This is a genomic window from Bradyrhizobium viridifuturi, from assembly GCF_001238275.1.
In the GTDB taxonomy this organism is placed as follows: Bacteria; Pseudomonadota; Alphaproteobacteria; order Rhizobiales; family Xanthobacteraceae; genus Bradyrhizobium; species Bradyrhizobium viridifuturi.
In genome coordinates, this window is record NZ_LGTB01000036.1 from 90,132 (window position 1) to 110,594 (window position 20,463).

18 protein-coding genes are annotated in these 20,463 nt (G+C 65.0%); 11 read left to right on the forward strand and 7 right to left on the reverse strand.

Annotation, left to right across the window (positions count from 1 at the left end):
* Window positions 1-30: 30 nt before the first annotated feature.
* The 3 genes from ALC15_RS29055 to ALC15_RS29065 form a co-directional block, all read right to left on the reverse strand.
* Window positions 31-1,224: a pyridoxal-phosphate-dependent aminotransferase family protein gene (locus ALC15_RS29055; RefSeq protein ID WP_050630251.1), complete on the reverse strand. Its 1,194-nt coding sequence runs from the start codon at window positions 1,222-1,224 to the stop codon at window positions 31-33.
* 129 nt (window positions 1,225-1,353) lie between these two features.
* Window positions 1,354-2,637: an MFS transporter gene (locus tag ALC15_RS29060; RefSeq protein WP_050630252.1), complete on the reverse strand. Its 1,284-nt coding sequence runs from the start codon at window positions 2,635-2,637 to the stop codon at window positions 1,354-1,356.
* A gap of 40 nt (window positions 2,638-2,677) precedes the next feature.
* Window positions 2,678-3,880 (reverse strand): pyridoxal-phosphate-dependent aminotransferase family protein, encoded by a 1,203-nt coding sequence (locus ALC15_RS29065; protein WP_050630269.1) that lies wholly within the window; start codon window positions 3,878-3,880, stop codon window positions 2,678-2,680.
* Window positions 3,881-4,012: 132 nt separating this feature from the next.
* Between ALC15_RS29065 and ALC15_RS29070 the strand changes: the two genes are divergently transcribed.
* From ALC15_RS29070 to ALC15_RS29080, 3 genes are all read left to right on the forward strand, one after another.
* Window positions 4,013-4,765, forward strand: coding sequence for a GntR family transcriptional regulator (locus tag ALC15_RS29070; protein WP_050630253.1), 753 nt, complete (start codon window positions 4,013-4,015; stop codon window positions 4,763-4,765).
* A 119-nt stretch (window positions 4,766-4,884) separates the two neighbouring features.
* Window positions 4,885-7,863, forward strand: coding sequence for an FAD-binding and (Fe-S)-binding domain-containing protein (locus tag ALC15_RS29075; RefSeq protein WP_050630254.1), 2,979 nt, complete (start codon window positions 4,885-4,887; stop codon window positions 7,861-7,863).
* Complete coding sequence (locus tag ALC15_RS29080) at window positions 7,856-8,284, forward strand: GlcG/HbpS family heme-binding protein (RefSeq protein ID WP_021080440.1); 429 nt, start codon at window positions 7,856-7,858, stop codon at window positions 8,282-8,284. The genes ALC15_RS29075 and ALC15_RS29080 overlap by 8 nt, the downstream gene beginning before the upstream one ends.
* Before the next feature lie 199 nt (window positions 8,285-8,483).
* Here ALC15_RS29080 and ALC15_RS29085 read toward each other — a convergent pair whose 3' ends face one another.
* From ALC15_RS29085 to ALC15_RS29095, 3 genes are all read right to left on the reverse strand, one after another.
* Window positions 8,484-9,263 carry an enoyl-CoA hydratase/isomerase family protein gene (locus ALC15_RS29085; RefSeq protein WP_050630255.1) on the reverse strand — a complete coding sequence of 260 codons (780 nt, stop codon included), beginning with the start codon at window positions 9,261-9,263 and terminating at the stop codon, window positions 8,484-8,486.
* 67 nt (window positions 9,264-9,330) lie between these two features.
* Window positions 9,331-11,430: a molybdopterin oxidoreductase family protein gene (locus ALC15_RS29090; protein ID WP_050630256.1), complete on the reverse strand. Its 2,100-nt coding sequence runs from the start codon at window positions 11,428-11,430 to the stop codon at window positions 9,331-9,333.
* Between the two features lie 123 nt (window positions 11,431-11,553).
* Window positions 11,554-12,624: an ABC transporter substrate-binding protein gene (locus ALC15_RS29095; RefSeq protein WP_050630257.1), complete on the reverse strand. Its 1,071-nt coding sequence runs from the start codon at window positions 12,622-12,624 to the stop codon at window positions 11,554-11,556.
* 173 nt (window positions 12,625-12,797) lie between these two features.
* Between ALC15_RS29095 and ALC15_RS29100 the strand changes: the two genes are divergently transcribed.
* Window positions 12,798-13,748: a tripartite tricarboxylate transporter substrate binding protein gene (locus tag ALC15_RS29100; protein WP_162240520.1), complete on the forward strand. Its 951-nt coding sequence runs from the start codon at window positions 12,798-12,800 to the stop codon at window positions 13,746-13,748.
* Between the two features lie 38 nt (window positions 13,749-13,786).
* Window positions 13,787-14,497 (forward strand): molybdate ABC transporter substrate-binding protein, encoded by a 711-nt coding sequence (locus tag ALC15_RS29105; RefSeq protein WP_050630259.1) that lies wholly within the window; start codon window positions 13,787-13,789, stop codon window positions 14,495-14,497.
* Here ALC15_RS29105 and ALC15_RS29110 read toward each other — a convergent pair whose 3' ends face one another.
* Window positions 14,498-15,304, reverse strand: a complete 807-nt coding sequence (locus ALC15_RS29110) for an SDR family NAD(P)-dependent oxidoreductase (protein WP_050630260.1) — start codon at window positions 15,302-15,304, stop codon at window positions 14,498-14,500.
* Window positions 15,305-15,386: 82 nt separating this feature from the next.
* Here ALC15_RS29110 and ALC15_RS29115 point away from each other — a divergent pair, with 82 nt between their 5' ends.
* The 6 genes from ALC15_RS29115 to ALC15_RS29140 form a co-directional block, all read left to right on the forward strand.
* The gene (locus ALC15_RS29115) at window positions 15,387-16,130 is read left to right on the forward strand and encodes a GntR family transcriptional regulator (protein ID WP_050630261.1); all 744 of its coding nucleotides are present in this window, start codon (window positions 15,387-15,389) and stop codon (window positions 16,128-16,130) included.
* Window positions 16,131-16,408: 278 nt separating this feature from the next.
* Window positions 16,409-17,203, forward strand: coding sequence for a TRAP transporter substrate-binding protein (locus ALC15_RS29120; RefSeq protein ID WP_244486310.1), 795 nt, complete (start codon window positions 16,409-16,411; stop codon window positions 17,201-17,203).
* 41 nt (window positions 17,204-17,244) lie between these two features.
* The gene (locus ALC15_RS29125) at window positions 17,245-17,757 is read left to right on the forward strand and encodes a TRAP transporter small permease (protein ID WP_050630262.1); all 513 of its coding nucleotides are present in this window, start codon (window positions 17,245-17,247) and stop codon (window positions 17,755-17,757) included.
* A 15-nt stretch (window positions 17,758-17,772) separates the two neighbouring features.
* On the forward strand, window positions 17,773-19,068 hold the full coding sequence (locus ALC15_RS29130) for a TRAP transporter large permease (protein WP_050630263.1): 1,296 nt from the start codon (window positions 17,773-17,775) through the stop codon (window positions 19,066-19,068).
* A gap of 91 nt (window positions 19,069-19,159) precedes the next feature.
* The gene (locus ALC15_RS29135; RefSeq protein ID WP_063781887.1) at window positions 19,160-19,846 is read left to right on the forward strand and encodes a cyclase family protein; all 687 of its coding nucleotides are present in this window, start codon (window positions 19,160-19,162) and stop codon (window positions 19,844-19,846) included.
* Between the two features lie 28 nt (window positions 19,847-19,874).
* On the forward strand, window positions 19,875-20,463 hold a 589-nt coding region (locus tag ALC15_RS29140; protein WP_200914704.1), incomplete at its 3' end, for a tripartite tricarboxylate transporter substrate-binding protein.

A 20,463-nucleotide genomic window follows, 5' to 3' on the forward strand; every position in this document is an offset into this window, starting at 1 on the left:
TTACGATTCGATTTTCCGGCCGAGGCCTTCCTAAGCGACTTTCGACGCCTGCGCGGCGTCGCGTCCCTTCAGGACCTCCATCGCCGCCAGCACGCCGCCGCTGCGATGCGGCACCTTGGCCAGATCAAGACCCATCTCGACGCCGGACAGCGTGCCCATCAGCATCAGGTCGTTGAAGTGACCGATGTGGCCGATCCGGAACACCTTGCCCTTGACCTTGTTGAGGCCGGTGCCGAGCGACATGTCGAAATTATCCAGCACGACCTTGCGGAAATGGTCGGCGTCGTGGCCGTCAGGCACCCGCACAGCGGTCAGCGCCGGCGAATGCGCGCCCTGCTCCTGACATTGCGTCTCCAGGCCCCACACCTTGATCGCCGCACGCGTCGCCTCGCTGTGGCGCTTGTGGCGGGCGAACACGTTGTCGAGGCCCTCTTCCTCCAGCATCTTGACGGCCTCGCGCAGGCCGAACAGCAGGTTGGTGGCGGGCGTGTACGGCCAGGTGCCGGCCTTGTTGATGTTGATGACCTCCTGCCAGTCCCAATAGGAGCGCATGCCCGGATTGGCCTTGGCCACCGCAAGCGCCTTCTCCGACACGGCGTTGAAGCCGAGGCCGGGCGGCAGCATCAGGCCCTTCTGCGAGCCTGCGATCGAGACGTCGATGCCCCAGGCGTCGTGCTCATATTCGAGCGAGCCGAGGCCGGAGATGGTGTCGACCATCAACAGCGCCGGGTGCTTCAGCGTGTCGAGGATCTTGCGGACGTCGCGCGGATAGGTGACGCAGGCGGTCGAGGTCTCGTTATGGACCACGCAGACCGCCTTGATCTTGTGCGCCTTGTCGGCGGCAAGCCTGGCCTCGATCTGCTCGAGGTCGGCGCCGTGGCGCCAGTCGCCCGCGATGAAATCGACGTCGAGCTTGAACTTGTCGGCAATGCCGTGCCACAGCACGGCGAACTGCCCGGTCTCGCACATCAGGACCTTGTCGCCGGGCTGCAGCGTGTTGACGATCGCGGCCTCCCAGGCGCCGGTCCCCGAGGAGGGGTAGATGATCACGGGCTGCTTGGTGCGGAACACGCGCTGCATCGCGGAAAGCACGGCAAAGCCGATCTCGGCGAATTCGGCACCGCGGTGGTCCATGGTCGGCATATCCATGGCCCGCAGCACCCGGTCCGGCACGTTGGTCGGTCCCGGAATCTGCAGAAAATGCCTTCCAGTATGCACGGTCATGAGCGTCTTTCCCGGTCTTGCCTTGGTCTTGGTAAGCCGCTCGCATATCACTATTCGCCGGGTTTGTCCTAGGCCCGGCGAGGGGCCGTCATGCATATCTGACGGCGCTGCAACGGGGCCGGCAGCCCCTCATTCGGCGGCCACCACCTTGCCCGGCATCACCTGTTCGCTCGCCTCCTCGAACGGCCGTTCCGGGTGCATCAGAAATGCCGAGAAACCACCGAGCAGCAACAGGCCCATCGACATCAGGAATGGCAGGTACCAGTTCCCGGTGGCGTCGATGACGAAACCGGCGACCAGCGGCGAGACGATCGCCGCGAAGGCAGAGCCGGTGTTCATGATTCCCGCGGCGGTGCCGGAATATTTCGGGGCGATGTCCATCGGGATCGACCACATCGGGCCGATCACGAGCTCGGCGCAGAAGAAGCCGGCCGACAGGCAGAGCGCGACCACCGTAATGTCGTGGACGAACAGGATCGGCATCAGCGACAGCAGCGCGCCGGCGAAGCCCACAACGGTCACGCTGAGCCGTGCCAGGCGCACATTGCCCGTGCGCTCGAGGATGCGGTCGGAGATGACGCCGCCGATGCTGTCACCGATCACGCCGGCGAAGAACACGCCGGAGGCGAACAGCGCCGAGTTCTTCAGATCGAGGCTGTAGTTGTTCTTGAAGAACAGCGGCAGCCAGTTGAGGTAGAGCCACAGGCACCAGCCGTAGCAGAAATAGGTCAGCGTCACCGGCCACATCCGCTGCAAGAGCGGTCCCCACGGCACTTTCGGCCGCTCGCCTTTCGGCCGCGGCGGCAGCGTCGCCAGTTCGGCTTCCGTGATCGAGCCATGATCCCTCGGCTCGTTGCGGAAGTACCAGACCCACACGACGCCCCAGATCAGGCTGACGACACCGAGCACGACGAATGCGCCGCGCCAGGTCAGCCAGAGGATCAGCAGCGCGACGACCGGCGGGGTCACCGCATTGCCGAGCCGCGCGAACGAGTGCGTCAGCCCTTGCGCGAAGCCGCGGCGGTTCGCCGGCGTCCAGTACTGCATGGCGCGCGTCGCCGTCGGGAAGGTCGCTCCTTCGCCGAACCCCAGCGCGAACCGCGCGACGAACAGCGCGGCGAGACCATGGACGAAGCCGGTCATGATGGTCGCCGCCGCCCAGATCATGCCGCACCAGAACAGCGTCTGGCGCGGCCCGAAGCGATCGCCGACCCAGCCGCCGATCACCTGGAACAGCAGATACGGATAGGCGAACGCCGAGAACACCAGGCCGAGCTCGGTGTTGGACAGGCCGAGCTCCTTCTGGATCTCGCCGGCCGCGGTGCCGATGTTCACGCGGTCGACATAGGTGATGAAATACATCACGCAGAGCATGGCCAACACGACGTGGGTGGCCTTGAACCGAAGCCTCATATCCCCTCCCTGGTCTGCGATTTTCTGGTTGTTGGTGTCGCTAGGTGCCGACCACTTTCAGATGCGACGGTGAGTTGCGCTGGTCCCGCTGTTCGAGCAGCTTCATCGCAACCGCGACGCCGCCCGCGCGATGCGGCACGCCGGCGACCGACAGTCCCATCTCGACCCCGGTGAGCGCCCCGAGCAACGTCAACTCGTTGCACTCGCCGAGGTGACCGATGCGGAACACCTTGCCGGCGACCTTCGACAGGCCTGAGCCGAGCGACATGTTGAAATTGTCCAGCACGACCTTGCGGAACTGGTCGGCATCATGGCCGGGCGGCATCAACACCGCGGTCAGCACCGGCGAGAACTCCGAGGGCTCCTGGCACAGCACCTCGAGTCCCCAATGATTGACCGCGGCGCGCGTCGCGGCGGCGAGCCGCTGATGGCGCGCGAATACATTGTCGAGCCCCTCCTCCAGCAGCATCGCGATGGCCTCGCGCAGCCCGTAGAGCAGGTTCGTCGCCGGCGTATAGGGGAAGAAGCCCTTGGCGTTCGGCTTCAGCATTTCCTCCCAATCGAAATAGGAGCGCGGCATCTTGTTGGTGCGTGACGCGGCGCGGGCCTTTTCCGAGATCGCGTTGAAGCCGAGGCCGGGCGGCAGCATAAAACCCTTCTGCGAGCAGCTGACGCTGACATCGACCTTCCACTCGTCGTGCCGGTAGTCGACCGAACCCAGCGACGAGATGGTGTCGACCATCAAGAGCGCCGGATGCGAGGTGCGGTCGATAGCGGCACGGATATCGGCGATCCGGCTGGTCGCGCCGGTCGAGGTCTCGTTGTGGACGACCATCACCGCCTTGATGCTGTGCGCGGTGTCGGCGGCAAGCCTGGCCTCGATCTGCGCGGGGTCGGCGCCGCGCCGCCAATCGCCGGCGATGAAGTCGACCTCGATGCCGAAGCGGCTGGCCAGTTGCCGCCACAGGGTGGCGAAATGGCCGGTCTCGACCATCAGAACCTTGTCGCCGGGCGACAGCGTGTTGACGATCGCCGCTTCCCAGGCGCCGGTCCCCGACGACGGGAAGATCACCACCGGCCCTGTGGTCTGGAAGATCCTGGCGCTGCCCTCGAGCACGGTGCGGCCGAGTTCGCCGAACTCGGCGCTGCGGTGGTCGATGACCGGCATATCCATCGCGCGAAGAATGCGATCCGGAACGGGGCTCGGCCCTGGAATCTGCAGAAAATGGCGCCCTTGATGCATCAGAACCTCCCAATCGCCGGATGTCGGCCGTTCTCCACGCCATTTTGCATTCATTTTTTGTCTTTTCAATCTCATTTTGGTATTCGATTGAGGACATCGACGCGACCGCACCGGCAAACTATTGTTCAGAATATGAAATCCGCGATTCCCGAAACCGGGGTTCCGATCACCCCACCCGCCACCGGCAACGGCAGCGACCGCCAGGAAGCCTCGCTGCACGGCGAGATCCTGCTGCGGCTGCGCGACTATGTGGTGGAAGGCAACATTCCCGACGGCGCCCGCGTTCCGGAACGCCAGCTCTGCGAGATGCTCGGTATATCAAGGACGCCGCTGCGCGAGGCACTCAAGGTGCTGGCCGCCGAAGGCCTGATCGAGCTGTTGCCCAATCGCGGCGCGCGGGTGCGCCAGCTCAGCCAGCGCGACCTCGAGGAATTGTTCGACGTGATGGCCGGACTGGAAAGCCTCGCCGGACGACTGGCCTGCGAGGCAATCACGGACGAGGAAATCGCCGCGATCGAGCGACTGCACTACGAGATGTACGGCCACTATCTGCACCGCGACATGCACGGCTATTTCCAGACCAACCAGCAGATCCACGAGAGCATCGTCGCGGCCGCGCGCAACGCGACGCTGAAGACAACCTACGCCAACTTCGCGGGCCGCATCCGCCGCGTGCGCTATTCCGCCAATTTCGCCCGCAAGCGGCAACGCTGGGCCGAGGCGATGCGCGAGCACGAGGCAATCCTCGATGCGCTGCGCCGCCGCGCCGGCAGCGAGCTCAGCGACATCCTGTTTCAGCACCTGCGCAACAAGCGGGGCGCGGCCATCGAGCACCTCGCGGAAGGGCCAGACGGCACCCCGGCGACGACGCCTCAGGGGGACTGAAGGGCCATCGGACTACCCTTCGCCTTGCTCGTTTTGAATTCATAATGTAATTCTCGAATCGAAAGAATGTATAATCCATGAGCAGCCTCGGTTGCGCCATGGATCACATCGGATCTGGGATGAAGAACGCCTCATCGCTCGAACAGCGCCTGCGGTCCGACCTGACCGGCGACGTGTTTTTTGATGCCTTCAACCGCGGCCGGTACGCGACCGACGCCTCGTTCTACCAGATCATGCCGGCCGGCGTGGTGGTGCCGCGAACCGTCGACGAGGCGCTGCGCACGCTTGCGATCGTCCGCGACGCCGGGCGGATCGTGACCCCGCGCGGCGGCGGCACCTCGCAATGCGGCCAGACCGTCAATGACGGCATCGTGGTCGACCTGTCGAAGCATCTGAACAAGATCATCTCGCTCGACGTCGAGAACCGAACCTGCGTGGTCGAGCCCGGCATCGTGCTCGACGACCTCAACCGGCAACTCAGGAAGCACGGGCTGTGGTTTCCGGTCGACGTCTCCACGGCGTCGCGTGCCACCATCGGCGGCATGGCCGGCAACAATTCCTGCGGCGGCCGTTCGCTGCGTTACGGCACGATGCGCGATAACACGCTGTCGATGGATGCGGCGCTCGCCGACGGCACGCTGCTGCATTTCGGCGAAGTGCCGCGCGATCTGACCCGGGTCAATGCGTCCGATGGCGGCTTGAGGCTGTTCCGCGACATGCTCGATCTCGGCGAGCGCGAAGCGCTCGAGATCGCGGATAAATTCCCCAAGGTGCAGCGCCGTGTCGGCGGCTATAACCTCGACGCGCTGGTGCCACGCAACGCGCCGAACAATCTGGCGCATCTTCTGGTCGGCTCCGAGGGCACGCTTGCCTTCACCACGCAGGTCGAGCTCAAGCTGTGGCCTGTGATCCGCAACAAGGCGCTCGGCGTCTGTCATTTCGGCAGCTTCTACGAGGCGATGGACGCGGCCCAGCATCTGGTCAAGCTGCGGCCGATTGCCGTGGAGCTGGTCGACCGCACCATGATCGCGCTCGGGCGCGAGATCGCGATGTTCCAGCCGATCATCTCGGCGGCGGTGCGCGGCGATCCGGACGCGATCCTGGTGGTCGAGTTCGCCGAGGAAGATCAGGCCGACAATCTCGCCCGCCTCAGGCAGCTCGGTGAACTGATGGGCGACCTCGGCTTCGGCTGGGACAAGCCGCAGCGCAAATGGGGCGGCGTGGTCGAGATCATCGAGCCCGCGCTGCAGACCGGCATCGCCGATTTCCGCGCCGCGGGCCTCAACGTCATGATGTCGATGAAGCAAGAGGGCAAGCCGGTCTCGTTCGTCGAGGATTGCGCGGTGCCGCTGCCCCATCTCGCCGACTACACCGAGCGGCTCAATGCCGTGTTCGCGAGGCACGGCACCCGCGGCACGATGTATGCGCACGCCTCCGAGGGCTGCCTGCATGTGCGCCCGGTGCTCAATCTCAAGCTCGAGAAGGACGTCAAGGCAATGCGCGCCATTGCCGAGGAAGCCTTCGCGATGGTGCGCGAATACAAGGGCTCGCATTCCGGCGAGCATGGCGACGGCCTGGTGCGCTCGGAATTCCACGAGACGATGTTCGGCGCGCGCATCGTCGCCGATTTCCGCGAGGTCAAGCAGCGCTTCGATCCCGGCAACACGCTCAATCCCGGCAAGATCGTCGATCCGCCCAAAATGGACGACCGTTCGCTGTTCCGTTTTTCGCCGGACTATCGCGTCGGCGAATTGAAGACCGCGCTCGACTGGTCGGCCTATCCCGGCGCCGGCGGCGGTTTCCAGGGCGCGGTCGAGATGTGCAACAACAACGGCGCCTGCCGGAAGCTCGAAGGCGGCGTGATGTGCCCGTCCTATCGCGCGAAACGCAACGAGAAGGACGTCACCCGCGGCCGTGCCAACACGCTGCGGCTTGCGATCTCGGGCCAGCTCGGGCCGGATGCCCTCTCCTCCGACGAGATGATGGACACGCTGAAGCTCTGCGTCTCCTGCAAGGCCTGCCGCCATGAATGCCCGACCGGCGTCGACATGGCCAAGATGAAGATCGAGGTGCTGGCCGCCCGCGCCGCGACGCACGGCCTGTCGCTGCGCGACCGGCTGGTCGGCTATCTGCCGCGCTACCTCGATCTCGCCTCGCGCTTCGCCCCGATCGCGAACTGGCGCAACAGCAGTCCGCTGCTGCGCAGGTTGTTCGAGACGCTCGCCGACATCAGCGCCAAACGGGCGCTGCCGGCGTTTCGCAGCGATACGTTCCGCCCCGAGGCCGAGGTGCTGGGCGCGCCCGATGGCCGCGAAGTGGTGCTGTTCGCCGATACCTTCAACCGCGGCTATGAGCGGGAGAATCTCGACGCCGCAATCGAGGTGCTGGTCGCCGGCGGCTATCGCGTCCATCTGCCGAAGCCATCGGATGGCGGCCGGCCGCCCTGCTGCGGACGGACGTTCCTGTCTGCCGGACTGGTGGAGCAGGCCCGCGCCGAGCTCGACCGGCTGGTCGCGACCTACGCGCCGTTCGCGGCACGCGGCGTGCCGATCATCGGCCTCGAGCCGAGTTGCCTGCTGACCCTACGCGACGAGCTGCTGTCGCTGCGTTCCGATGACACCGCCAAGAGCGTCAGCGCGCACGCTTTGCTGTTCGAGGAATTCCTGGTGCGCGAGGCCGAGGCTGGACGCCTCACGCTGCCGCTCGGCACCGTTGCCGGCAAAGCCGTCGTGCACGGCCATTGCCACCAGAAATCCTTTGGCGCGTTCAAGCCGGTGGAGAAGGTGCTGCGCCTCGTGCCCGGCCTCGAGGTGAAGACCATCGAGTCGAGCTGCTGCGGCATGGCCGGCGCCTTCGGCTACGGCGCGGACACCTATCAGGCCTCGATCGAGATGGCCGAGCTGTCGCTACTCCCAGCGGTTCGCAGCGCCGACCGGGACACGCTGATCGTCGCCGACGGCACCTCCTGCCGGCACCAGATCAAGGACGGCAGCGGCCGCACGCCGCTGCATGTCGCCAGCGTATTGGCGATGAGCCTGAAACGTGCGAAGTCGAATTCCAGCAGATCATTACCGACAAAGGAACAGGCCCATGGCTGAGCTCACTCTCGACACCGCCCGCAAGATTCTGGATGCCGCCCTCGCCAAGGGCGTCGAGAAGAAGCTGAAGCCGCTGGTGGTCACCATCCTCGACGCGCGCGGCGCGGTGAAGGTGACGGCGGCGCAGGACGGCACCAGCCTGATGCGGGCCGAGATCGCCCACGGCAAGGCCTATGGCGCGCTGGCGCTCGGCATGGGATCGCGGGCGCTGTTCCAGCGCGCGCAGGAGCAGGCCTATTTCATCGATTCCGTGAATACGCTGGCGCAGGGCCGGCTGGTGCCGGTCCCCGGCGGCGTGCTGATCATGGACGGCACCACCCTGCTCGGCGCCGTCGGCGTCAGCGGCGACACCTCTGACAATGACGAGATCTGCGCCGTGGCCGGCATCGAAGCCGCCGGCCTGAAGGCCAACGCGGGCTGATACGCGACGGGTCAGCGAGCGGGCGCCCAATTTCGGAATATTAGAAATATACCCCTGAGTTGCCCGGCGTGTCAAGTTGACTTGTCCGACGCCGGCCGCCGCCCGCTCCTTTGCATGGGGTTGTTTTCAATATTTTGGTCGTGCGCGCCTGCGACGGCCGCAGGCGGCGCGGCGCGGCGTGAAGCGGCACCGCGATGCCTCAGCGTCCCGTCCAGGTCGGCTTGCGCTTCTCGCCGAACGCCTTGAGGCCTTCCTTGGCGTCCTCGGTCATCGCCAGTAGCGCGATCTGGCTTTCGGTGTAGGCGATGCTTTCGTCGAACGACATCGAGGCGATGGCGCGCATGGCGTATTTGCCGCGACGGATCGCGGTCGGCGACTTGTCGACGATGCGGCCGATCAGCCAGTCGACCTTGGCGTCGAGCTCGGCCGCCGGCACGACATAGTTGAGAAGGCCCGCGGCCTGCGCGGCTTTGGCATCGAACGGCTCGCCGGTCAGCGCCCATTCGTTGACGAGACGCGGTGGCGCGATCGATTGCAGCAGGCTCAGCACCTGCATCGGAAACACGCCGACCTTCACTTCAGGCAGACCGAAGATCACGCCATCGGCGGCGACCGCCATGTCGGTCATGCACAGCAGGCCCATGCCGCCGGCCATGCAGACGCCGCCGACCCGCGCGATCGCGGGCTTGGTCGCGTTCTGCGACAGCCGTAGCAGATCGGCGTAGTCGACATTCGGCCGCGAAAAATCCATCGAGAATGCCGCGCCGCTGTTCTGCAGATCGGCGCCGGCGCAGAACGCCTTGTCGCCCGCGCCCGTCAGCACGATGACGCGCACGTCCTTGTCGTCATGCGCCTCGCGATAGCCCCTGGCGATGCCCGCGATCACGCCGGCATTGAGCGCGTTGCGCTTGTCCGGGCGGTTGATGGTGATCCAGTACGCCTGCCCGCGCTTTTCGAGAAGAACGCTGTTATCGGTCATGTTTCCTGCCTTGTGCGCCGTTTCCTGCCCACATTTGCGGCAGGATCGGCGCCGACTGCAAGCAGGATTATGCGGCGGCGGGCGCCTTCCTGATCCAGACCTTGTTGTCGTGGAACGCAGCGCCGCCGACCGGAGCGACGGCTTCAGCTCCGGTCAACATGTTGATGCCGCGGCCGCCAATATGCGACTTGTTCGGATGGATCGACTCGGCAATCAGCACGCCGCGGCGAACGCCATCGAACAGTTTTGCGGTCAGCGTGGTCTCGCCGCGCGTGTTGCCGAGCGTCACGGCGTCGCCATCGGCGATCGAGAGCGCGGCCGCATCGTCGGGGTGGATCATCACGGTCGGTGCGCCCTCGCGCGCCTGCGACGACGGCGTTTCGTTGAAGCTGGTGTTGAGGAAGCTGCGCGACGGCGACGTCGCGAGCCGGAACGGATGCTGCGCATCCGCTTCCTCGATGATCGTCCAGTGATCGGGCAGCGAGGGCATCTTGTCCCAGGCGCCCATCAGCCCGCCCGAACCGACCGGCACCTTGCCCCAATCGACCTTGAAGTGGAACTTCTTGTCGGCATGGGCAAAGCCGTCGAGATAGTGCGAGGTCCGGAAATCGGGCTGCAGATCGCGCCAGATGTCGGCCTCCAGCGCCGCGATGTCGCCGTGTCCGCTCTTCTTCAGCGTCGCATCGATCAGCTGGCGGGGCGTCATGTCGAAGCCGGGATGCACGGCATTCAGCCTGCGGCCGAGCCCTTGCAGCACCTCGTGGTTGGAGCGGCACTCGCCCGGCGGATCGATCAGCTTGGGACCGACCGAGATGTGCTGATGGCCGCCGCCGTAATAGAGGTCGTCGTGCTCCATGAACATCGTCGCCGGGAGCACGATATCGGCCATCTGCGCCGTCTCGGTCATGAACTGCTCGTGCACCGCGACGAACAGATCCTCGCGGGCGAACCCCTGGCGCACCAGCGCCTGCTCGGGCGCCACCGTCATCGGATTGGTGTTCTGAATCAGCATCGCCTTGACCGGCCCGCCGCCGCGCAGCGCCTCGGCATCGCCGGTCAGGATGCGGCCGATCTTCGACTGATCGAGCACCCGGGTGGTGGGATCGATCGCGTCGTGGCCTTCGATGATCGACTCGTCGAAGCGCCAGAGCGCTGCATTGTTGAAGAAGGCACCGCCGCCCTCATATTGCCAGGCGCCAGTCACCGCGGGGATGCACAGCGCGGCGTGCATCTGGGCGGCGCCGTTGCGGCTGCGGGTGAAACCGTAGCCAAGACGGAAGAAGGAGCGTTGGGTGGTCCCGACCAGCCGCGCGAACGCCTCGATCTCCTCGACCGGCACGCCCGAGATCGCCGAAGCCCATTCCGGCGTGCGGGTCTTCAGATGCGCCTCGAGCTCGTCGGGGCAATCGGTGTAGCGCGCCAGATAATCGCGATCGGCAAATCCCTCGCGGAACAGCACGTGCATCACGGCGCAGGCGAAGGCGCCGTCGGTCCCTGGCCGCAGCAGGATCTTGATGTCGGCCTGCTTCATGGTCTCGTTGTTGTAGACGTCGACCGCAGCGATCTTCGCGCCGCGCTCCTTGCGAGCACGCGACGCATGCGTCATCACGTTGACCTGGGTGTTGACCGGATTGGTGCCCCAGATCACGACGAGGTCGGAGACCCCCATCTCGCGGGGATCGACGCCGGCGATCTTGCCGGTGCCGGCCGTAAAGCCGATGCGCGCGATGGTCGCGCAGATCGTGCCGTAGAAGCGCGAATATTTCTTCACATGCGACAGCCGGTTGAGGCCGTCGCGCATCACCAGCCCCATGGTGCCGGCGTAATAGTAAGGCCAGACCGACTCGGCGCCGAACTCGCGCTCGGCGGCATCGAAACGCGCGGCGATCTCGTCCAGCGCCTCGTCCCAGGAAATCCGCGCGAACTGGCCCGAACCTTTCGGCCCGGTCCGGCGCAGCGGGTGCATCAGCCGTTCGGCATGATGAATGCGCTCGGCATAACGCGCGACCTTGGCGCAGACCACGCCTGCCGTATAAGTCTGCTGCTTGGAGCCGCGCACCCTGCCGATCGAACGTCCGTCGATCACTTCGACGTCGAGCGCACATGCCGAGGGGCAGTCGTGCGGACAGGTGGAATGGCGGATGTCGACCTTGGCATGCTGGTTCATGCCAAATTGGTAACATCAAACACCGGCCCCGCCGAGGGGCATTATTGACCCGGTCCGCGCGAAAACCGAGCATATGCCATGCGTCAAACGCCCAAATGCTCGGCTACCGGCCTCAACCGTCGGTCAAACGTGGAAGATGCGGGTGTAGCGCGCCTTGATCGATTCGCCTTCCCGTTCCACCGCCACGGGATCGTCCTTCATCGTCTTGATGTCCTTCAACGGCTTGCGCCCGGCTTTCTCCTGGGCCTGCGCATGGACGGACCTGAGGCCGCCGATCTCGACATTGAGCTGCTGCCCCTCACGCCCGAGCGCGAACGACTGAAACAGCCTTGCCGCGTTGGGATGCGGACAGTCCTTGAAGATCCCGTTGGGGCCGACGATGATCGGCGACCCCTCGGTGGCATAGACCGGCTCGACCGGGCGGCCGGCTTCCTTCAGCTGAAAGATGTTGTACTCGTTGCCGTCGGCCATCACAGCCCGCTCGCCGAGGTCGAGCTTCTTCGGCGGATCGGTCGAAGACTGCACCTGCATGATGTTCTGCTTGGCGAGCTGCTCGAAGAAGCTCCAGCCGAGATCGCGCTGCATCTGATAGGTCGCGGTCATGATGGTGCCGCTATAGCCGGGATGCCCCTTCACGATCTTGCCTTTCCACTTCGGATCGAGCAGATCGGCAAAGCTCTTCGGCGCCTCCTCGGCCTTCACGAGATTGGTGTTGTAGGCAATGATCGACAGCCAGACCCGGAAGCTTGCGAACTGTCCGTCTGGATCGCGATGCTCGTCCGGATAGTATTTAGCGACCTCCTCCGGGACATAGGGCGCCAGAATGCCGTCGCGCTTCCACACGATGAAATGTGCGGCATCGGAGGAATTGACGACGTCGACCGCATGAATGTTGCTGGAATATTCCTGGCCGACCCGCTGGAACACCCGCTCGGCGCCGGTGCGTTCGACCCGTACGGTGATCCCGGCATATTTCGCTTCGAATGCCTTCGCCAACTTCTCGGCGACCGGCAGATCGGTCGAGGTGTAGTAGACGATCTGCCCCTCTTTCTTCGCCGCCTCGATCAGCGCCGGCGTCACCGGTTCCGCAGGTGGCGCGGCGGCCATCACGCGCGTCGACAATGTGGCGCCCGCCAGCACGGCGCTGGAGCCCTTCAGCAGATCGCGGCGCGATAGCCCGGAATGTTTCCTCATCTGATTCCCCGCACGTGATGGCGAAGTTGGTACACCGTCTTCCCGCCGATATTCCGATGCGTGAAGACAGAGTCTGTCGTCGACAGAGCCTTCAGGTTGCAGCTAGACTTCTCGTCAAGAAAGAAGACTAAAGTTGGGGGAGACGATCAATGGCGCGCTTTCGGTACGCCTTGATGTGTGTCGCGGCATTGCTGACCGTGTCGATGTCGGGCTCACATGCCGACGCCGAGGACTATCCCGCGCGGCCGGTCAGGATCATCGTTCCTTTTGGCCCCGGCGGTCCGGCCGACGTCGTTGCGCGGCAGATCGGCAGCATCTTGCAGGAAAGCCTCGGCCAGCCCTTTGTGGTCGAGAACCGCACCGGCGCCGGCGGCGTGATCGGCACGCTCGAGGTCGCGAAGGCGCCGGCCGACGGCTACACCCTGCTGATGATGTCGAACACCCAGACCGCGAATGAATCGCTGGTGCCGCAACGCAAATACGAGCTGATGCGCGACCTGACCCCGGTCGCATCCCTGAACACTTCGGATCTCGTGATCGTGGTCCACCCCGCCGTGCCGGCCAGGACGCTGCAGGAACTTATCGCGCTCGCAAAGGCAGAGCCCGGAAAGCTGAACTACGCCTCGTCGGGCCAGGGGACGCCGTACCACATGGCGGGCGAATTGTTCAAAGCCATGGCCGGCATCAACATCGTGCACGTGCCCTACCGCAACAGTGGCGAAGCCCGCAGCGGCGTCATCGGTGGCCAGGTCCAGATGATGATCGATGCCGTTCCGGCGATGGCGCCGAACATTGCTGAAAACCAGGTGCGCGCGCTCGCCACAACCGGCAAGACGCGTTCCGCGGTGCTGCCCAACATTCCCACCGTCATCGAGGCGGGCGTGTCCGGCTATGAAGCGACGATCTGGCTCGGCCTGATGACGCCAGCGGGGACACCGAAGCCGATCATCGACAAGCTCAACACGGCCGTGAGCGCTGCGATCAAGCGGCCGGAGGTCGAAAGGCTCTGGGCCGAACAGGGCGCGGTGCCGATGACGATGACGCCGGAGGCATTCGGCGGGTTCCTGCGCGCCGATATCGTGAAGTGGGCCGACGTCGTCAAACGACTGGACAAGGCCGAATAGGCACGTGGCGGCAGGACCGGGGTGATGGAACAGGGCCTATGAAGACGTTGAACATCCTGAGCGGCGGCGCAGCGCAGGGCCTGGTGCGCAGCCTTGCGCCTGCGTTTGAAGCCGAAACCGGCCTCGGCATTGCCGGTGACTTTGGCGCGGTCGGCGCCATGGCCGACAGGTTGCGGGCCGGTGTTGCAACCGACATCGTCATCCTGACTGCCGCGCTGATCGCGACGCTTGCCGACGAAGGGCTGGTCTTGCGCAGTTCGATCGCCGACATCGGCCGCGTTGAAACGGCGCTCGCGGTCCGCGCCGGCGATCCGCTGGCGCGCGCCGAGGACCCGGCAAGCCTGCGTACCGTGCTGCTCGCTGCAGACGCGATCTTCGTGCCGGATACCAAGGCGTCGACCGCCGGAATTCATGTCGCCAAGGTGCTCGCGCAACTCGGCATCACTGACGCCGTCGCCGACCGGCTGAAGATCTTTCCGAACGGTGCGACGGCGATGCGGCATCTGGCCGAGTCCCGAGACAAGCGGCCGATCGGTTGCACGCAGTCGACCGAGATCATCAGCACTCCCGGTGTCGTGCTGTCGGGCACGTTGCCGCCGGGATGCGCCCTCGCGACCATCTATGCGGCTGCCGTTGCAACGCAGGCCTCGGCTGCACCGCAGGCGCAACGCCTGATCGCGCTGCTGACGTCGACGGATGCATCTGGCCTGCGCAGTCAGGCCGGTTTCGTCTCCAACACCACGTCGTAGCTAGCGCGCCAATTGGGTGAGACCCGTCGGCGGTCCATCAACCGCTGTCCAGCCGCCGTCGACGAACAGCGTGCTGCCGCTGACATAGCTCGCCGCGTCGGATGCAAGATAGGCAACGGCGGTAGCCACTTCGTCGGCGCTGCTCCAGCGATTGAACACGGTGTGGCCGGCATAGAGATCGTAGATGTCGGGTCGCTGCTTGAACGGGCCGGTCAACGCGGTCTCCGCGATGCTCGGCGCGATGGCGTTGACGCGGACGCCGGAGCGGCCGACCTCGGATGCGAAGCCCTTGACCAGGAGGCCGATCGCCGCCTTGGTCGAACCATAGACCGCAAGCCCCGGCTCGATCGTCACGGCGCGCACCGAGGAGCAGGCGATCAGGCTGCCGCCTTGCTGCTTGACCATGATGCGGCCGAACGCCTGGAAGAACCAGACCGTGCCCTTGATGTTGAGGTTGATGACGCGGTCGAGATCCTCCTCGGTGTAGTCGAGGATGGTCTTGCGGATGTTCAGCCCCGGCGTGGTGACCGCGATGTCGACGCGCTGCAATTCCGCGAGCGCCTTCGCCGCCAGCGCCTCGACGTCCGCACGGTCGGCCGCATCACAAGCGGCGGCCGTTGCCGATCCGCCTTGCTCCCGGATCGCCGCGGCGGTCGCATCCGCGCCCTCCTGCGTACGATCGGCACACAGCACGCGGGCGCCAAGCGACGCCAGCGCTTCAGCCGAGGATTTCCCGATACCCGAGGCGGCGCCAAGCACCACGGCGGTCTTGCCGGTGAGATCGAACAGCTTGCGGTAGTCGGTCATGCGGACCTCCCGGTTTGCGAGCGATGCGTGTTTGCCTTCAGCGAATGCTTCATATACTAATATATCAATTCCGGGAGCAAGCATGCCCGCCCGCGCGCCGAAAAAATCGGAGCTTCGCCGCCTCGCCGGCCAACGGCGGACCGGTCGTCCACGGACCGCAACGGCGGCGGCGCGGATCTATGCCGAGCTGCGCGCCGAGCTCGTCTCGTTGCAGCGCAGGCCGGGCGATCCGATCATCGAGGCCGAGATCGCGCGCTCCTATGGCGTCAGCCGGACCCCGGTGCGGGAAGCCATCCTGCGCCTGTCGGACGAGGGCCTGGTCGAGATTTTCCCGCAATCCGGCATCTTCGTCTCGCGCATCCCGCTCGCTGCGCTTCCGGAGGCGATCATCGTCCGCAGGTCGCTGGAGGAAACCACGACCCGTATGGCGACCGAGCGCGCCAGCGCCAGCCAGATCCTCGGCCTGCAAGCGATCCTCGAACGCCAGCGCGAGGCCGACAAGGCCGGCGACCGCGAGGCATTCCATCAGGCCGACGAGGCCTTTCACGCCGCCATCGCCGAAATTGCCGGGCACCCCGGCATCTGGAAGCTGATCCTGCAGGTCAAGGTTCACGTCGACCGTTTCCGCTGGCTGACGCTGCCGCAGCGTGGGCGGATGGCCGAGGTCATCGCCGAGCATGAAGCGGTCATGGGCGCGATCGAAGCACGCGACCCGGCAGCCGCGGGAGCTGCGATGACGAGACATCTCGAACGGCTGCTGGCCGACATCTCGGCCACCCAGCACAACAATCCGGAGTTCTTCGACGCGCAAAGCCAGCCGCCATGACCGCGGCCGGACTCCGGCAAGGCATCTTTGGGAGGAAATAACATGAATCGTACAGACCGATCGCGGACCCGCGCCGCCGGGCTCAACCGTCGCGACATCATCAAGATCGGCGCCGGTCTTGGCGCTGCTGTTGCGACCTCGGCGCAGACCGCCCTCGCCCAATCGAAGGCCGTGTTCAAGGCGTCAGACGTGCAACCGCCGGGCTACCCGACCGTGGTCGCGACAGAAAGCTCGGCAAGAAGCTCGCGGCGGCGACCAACGGCCGCCTGTCGCTGCAGATGTTCCCCTCGATGCAGCTCGGCGGCGAGAAGGAAACCATCGAGCAGACCCAGATCGGCGCGGTCCAGATGCTGCGTGTCAGCGCGGGCTCAATCGGCCCGATCGTCGACGACATCAACGTCGTCAACATGCCGTTCCTGTTCAAGAACATGGCGCATGCCGAGCGGATGATGGACGGCCCGATCGGCCAGGAGCTGCTGGACAAAATCACGGCAAGCCCCAATGCCGGGCTGGTCGCACTGTGCTGGATGAATTCCGGCGCTCGCAGCCTCTACAACACCAAGCATTCGATCAAGACAATCGCCGATATCAAGGGCCTCAAATTCCGCGTCATCGGCAATCCGATCTTCATCGACATGATGAATGCGCTCGGCGGCAACGGCGTCGCGATGGGTTACGACCAGGTGTTCAGCGCGCTGCAGACCGGCGTCATCGACGGCGCAGAGAACAATCCTCCGAGCTACGTCTTCAGCAACCACTACACCGCGGCCAAGCACTTCTCGCTCACCGAGCACCTGATCGTTCCCGAGGTGCTGGTGTTCTCGAAGCGGGCATGGTCCGCGCTGTCGGCCGACGACCAGACGCTGATCAGGAAGCTTGCTCGCGAGGCGCAGATGGAAGAGCGCGGGCTCTGGAACACTTACGAGCAGCAGGCGATGGAAAAAGCGAAAGCCGCCGGCTGCGAGATCATCGAGATCGCCGACAAGGCGCCGTTCCAGAACGCGGTGAAGCCGGTATGGGACAAATACGGCCCGAAATACCAGGACATGATCGGACGCATCCAGTCTGCCTGACACGCCGCCACACGGGACATCGACATCCGACAGGACATGACATGGCCGGATCATATCGCCGCGCGATGGACTATCTGTATCTTGCCTGCGTCATCACGGGCTCTGCCGCGCTGATCCTGATTTCAGCGGTCATCCCCTGGGCGGTGTTCACGCGCTACGTGCTCAACAGCGCGGCCTCCTGGCCCGAACCGCTCGCGGTGCTGCTCACCATCGTCGTGACCTTCATCGGAGCGGCGGCGGGTTATCGGCTCAACCTGCATATGAATGTCGGCTATTTCGCCGGCAAGCTGCCTGACCCGCTCCGGGCGCTCGCCGACCTCGTCGTACAGCTCCTGATGGGCCTGATCGCGCTCTTCATGATCATCTGGGGCTACCGGCTCGTCGACGTGACCTGGCACAACACGATCGCCGACTTTCCGTCACTGTCGGTCGGCGTCACCTATCTTCCGATTCCGATCGGCGGCGCCTGCCTGCTGCTGTTCATCATCGAACGGATCTTCCTCGGTGCGCCGCCCGACCCGATCGGCTCGCACCAGGACGCATCGATCGACTGACCCCGCGAGGCCATCATGGACATCTCCATTCTGCTCGCGACCATGCTGCTCTGTTTCCTGATCGGTATGCCGATCGCCTACTCGCTGGCGATGGCGGCCATCGTCGGCGCCTTGTGGATCGGCATTCCGCTGGAGGCGGTGATGCTCAAGATCTCCGACGGCGTCAGCAAGGTCGCAATGCTGACGATCCCGTTCTTCGTGCTGGCCGGCGCGATCATGGCAGAGGGCGGCATGGCCCGCCGCCTGGTTGCGTTCGCCGACGCGCTGGTCGGGCTGACCCGTCTGCGCGGCGGCCTCTCGATCGTCAACGTGCTGGCGACGACATTCCTGAGCGGCATTTCCGGATCGGCCGTCGCCGATACGTCCGCGATCGGCTCGGTGATGATCCCGCAGATGGAGCGGAACGGCTATCCACGCGTGTTCGCGACCAACCTGACGATCACCTCGTCGGTGCAGGCCCTTCTGGTACCGCCGAGCCACAATGCAGTGCTCTACTCGCTGGCGACGGGCGGAACGATTTCGATCAGCGCCCTCTTCATGGCCGGCGTATTCCCCGGGCTGCTGCTCGGCTTCTCGCTGATCATCCTGTGCCTCGCCGTCGCCTATCGCGAGAAGCATCCGCACGGCCAGACCGTACCGGCCAAGGACGCAATCCGGATCGCCATCGACGCCTCCTGGGGCCTCGTCACCCTGGTCATCATCCTGGGCGGCATTCTCGGCGGAATCTTCACCGCGATCGAAGCCGGCGCGATCGCGTGCATCTGGGCCTTCTTCGTCACGATGTTCATCTATCGCGACTATCGCTGGCGCGACCTGCCGGTGCTGCTGCATCGCACGCTGCGTACCGTCGCGATGGTGATGACGCTGATCGCCTGCGCTTCCAGCGTCGGCTACATCATGGCCCTGACCCAGATGCCGGCCAAGATGACCACCTTCTTCCTGTCGATCTCCGACAACAAGTACGTCATCCTGCTTCTGATCAACGTCCTGCTGCTGGTGCTCGGCACGCTGGTCGACATGGCGCCATCAATCCTGATCGCAACGCCGATCCTGCTGCCGGTCATGAAGAACTTCGGCGTCGATCCGGTTCATTTCGGCATGATCATGCTGCTCAATCTCGGTATCGGCCTGTGCCATCCGCCGGTCGGTGCGATCCTGTTCGTCGGCTGCGCGGTCGGCAAGGTCACCATCGAGCAGGTCATGCGCAAGATCTGGCCGTTCTACACGGTGATGTTCTTCGTCCTGATGTGCGTGACCTATCTGCCGGAAATCTCGCTCTGGCTGCCGCGGCAGCTTCAGGTCCTGCACTGAGGGCAAGCGGCATCTTGCAGAACAGCCGCAAACGCGTCAGCATTGCCGCAGAAGCGCGCCTGCGCCAGCTCCGTCAAGAAAGGGCACCGCCGTGAGGATCATTGACCTGAGCCGGGAGCTCTATCACCGCACACCGAGCTATCCCGGCCATCCGCCAATCATGCACGGGATGTGGAAGAACCACGAGGAGGCGTTGGCGGAGTCGCGAAATGTCTATGGGCTGGCATCCATGTTCATTTCGATGCCCGACCACGGCGGAACCCACATCGACGCACCCCGGCATTTCGGCCCGAGCGGCATCCCGATCAATGAATACCCGCTGGAGAAGTGCATCGTCCCCGGCATCTGCCTCGACCTGCGCCACATTGCGCCGCGTGCCGAGATCACCCCATCTGATCTCGACACGGCGGCGAAGGCGGCCGGGCAGCCGATCCCGAAGGGCGGCACCGTGCTGCTCTGCACCGGCCATCACGCGCGGACCTTTCCGCGCAAGGAATATTCGACCGACAATTCCGGCGTCAATGTCGCGGCCACCGAGTGGCTGGCGAAACAGGGCATCGTCCATTTCGGCATCGACTCGATGCGGCCGGGCCCCGACAGCGACGAGAACCTGCTCGTCCACAAGGCCTGCCTCGACCTCGACATCACCCACATCGAGAGCCTGTGCAATCTCGAAGCCCTGCTGGGCGAAGGGCCGTTCACCTTCATCGGTCTGCCGATGAAGTGGCGCGGCGGCACCGCATCGCCGATCCGCGCGGTGGCGGTGTTCGATCTGTAGAAGTCGGGATGCGGATGAGGGATCTCCGATGACAGGCAGCAGATCGGCCCCTCCCTCGCGTCGCACGATCCTGACGGCCGCTGGCGCGCTGGCGATCGCCGCCCTCACCCGGCAAGCAGTCGCCGCCGGCTATCCGGACCGTCCCGTCAAGATCATCGTGCCGTTCGCGCCGGGCGGACCGACCGACATCATGGCGCGCATCCTCGGCAGCCATCTCGGCGAAGCGCTCGGCGCCACCATCGTGGTCGAGAACCGTCCCGGCGGCGGCGGCAATATCGGGATCGGTCTTGCGGCGCATGCCGATCCCGACGGCTATACCCTGCTGATCTCGTCGAGTGCCTTGGTCGTCAACCCGGGCCTCTACAGCAAGATTCCGTACGACCCCGACAAGGATTTTGCACCCATCGCCGAACTCGGCACCTCGCCGAACGTGATCCTGGTCGACCCGAAGCTCGGCATCAATTCAGTCGCCGACCTGGTTGCGCGCGCGAAGGCCAACCCGGACGAATTGAACTATGCGAGCCCCGGCCTCGGGACGACGCCGCATCTCGCCGGAGAGTTGTTCAAGATCATCGGCCGGATCCAGATGACGCACGTGCCGTTCTCGGGCGCCGGTC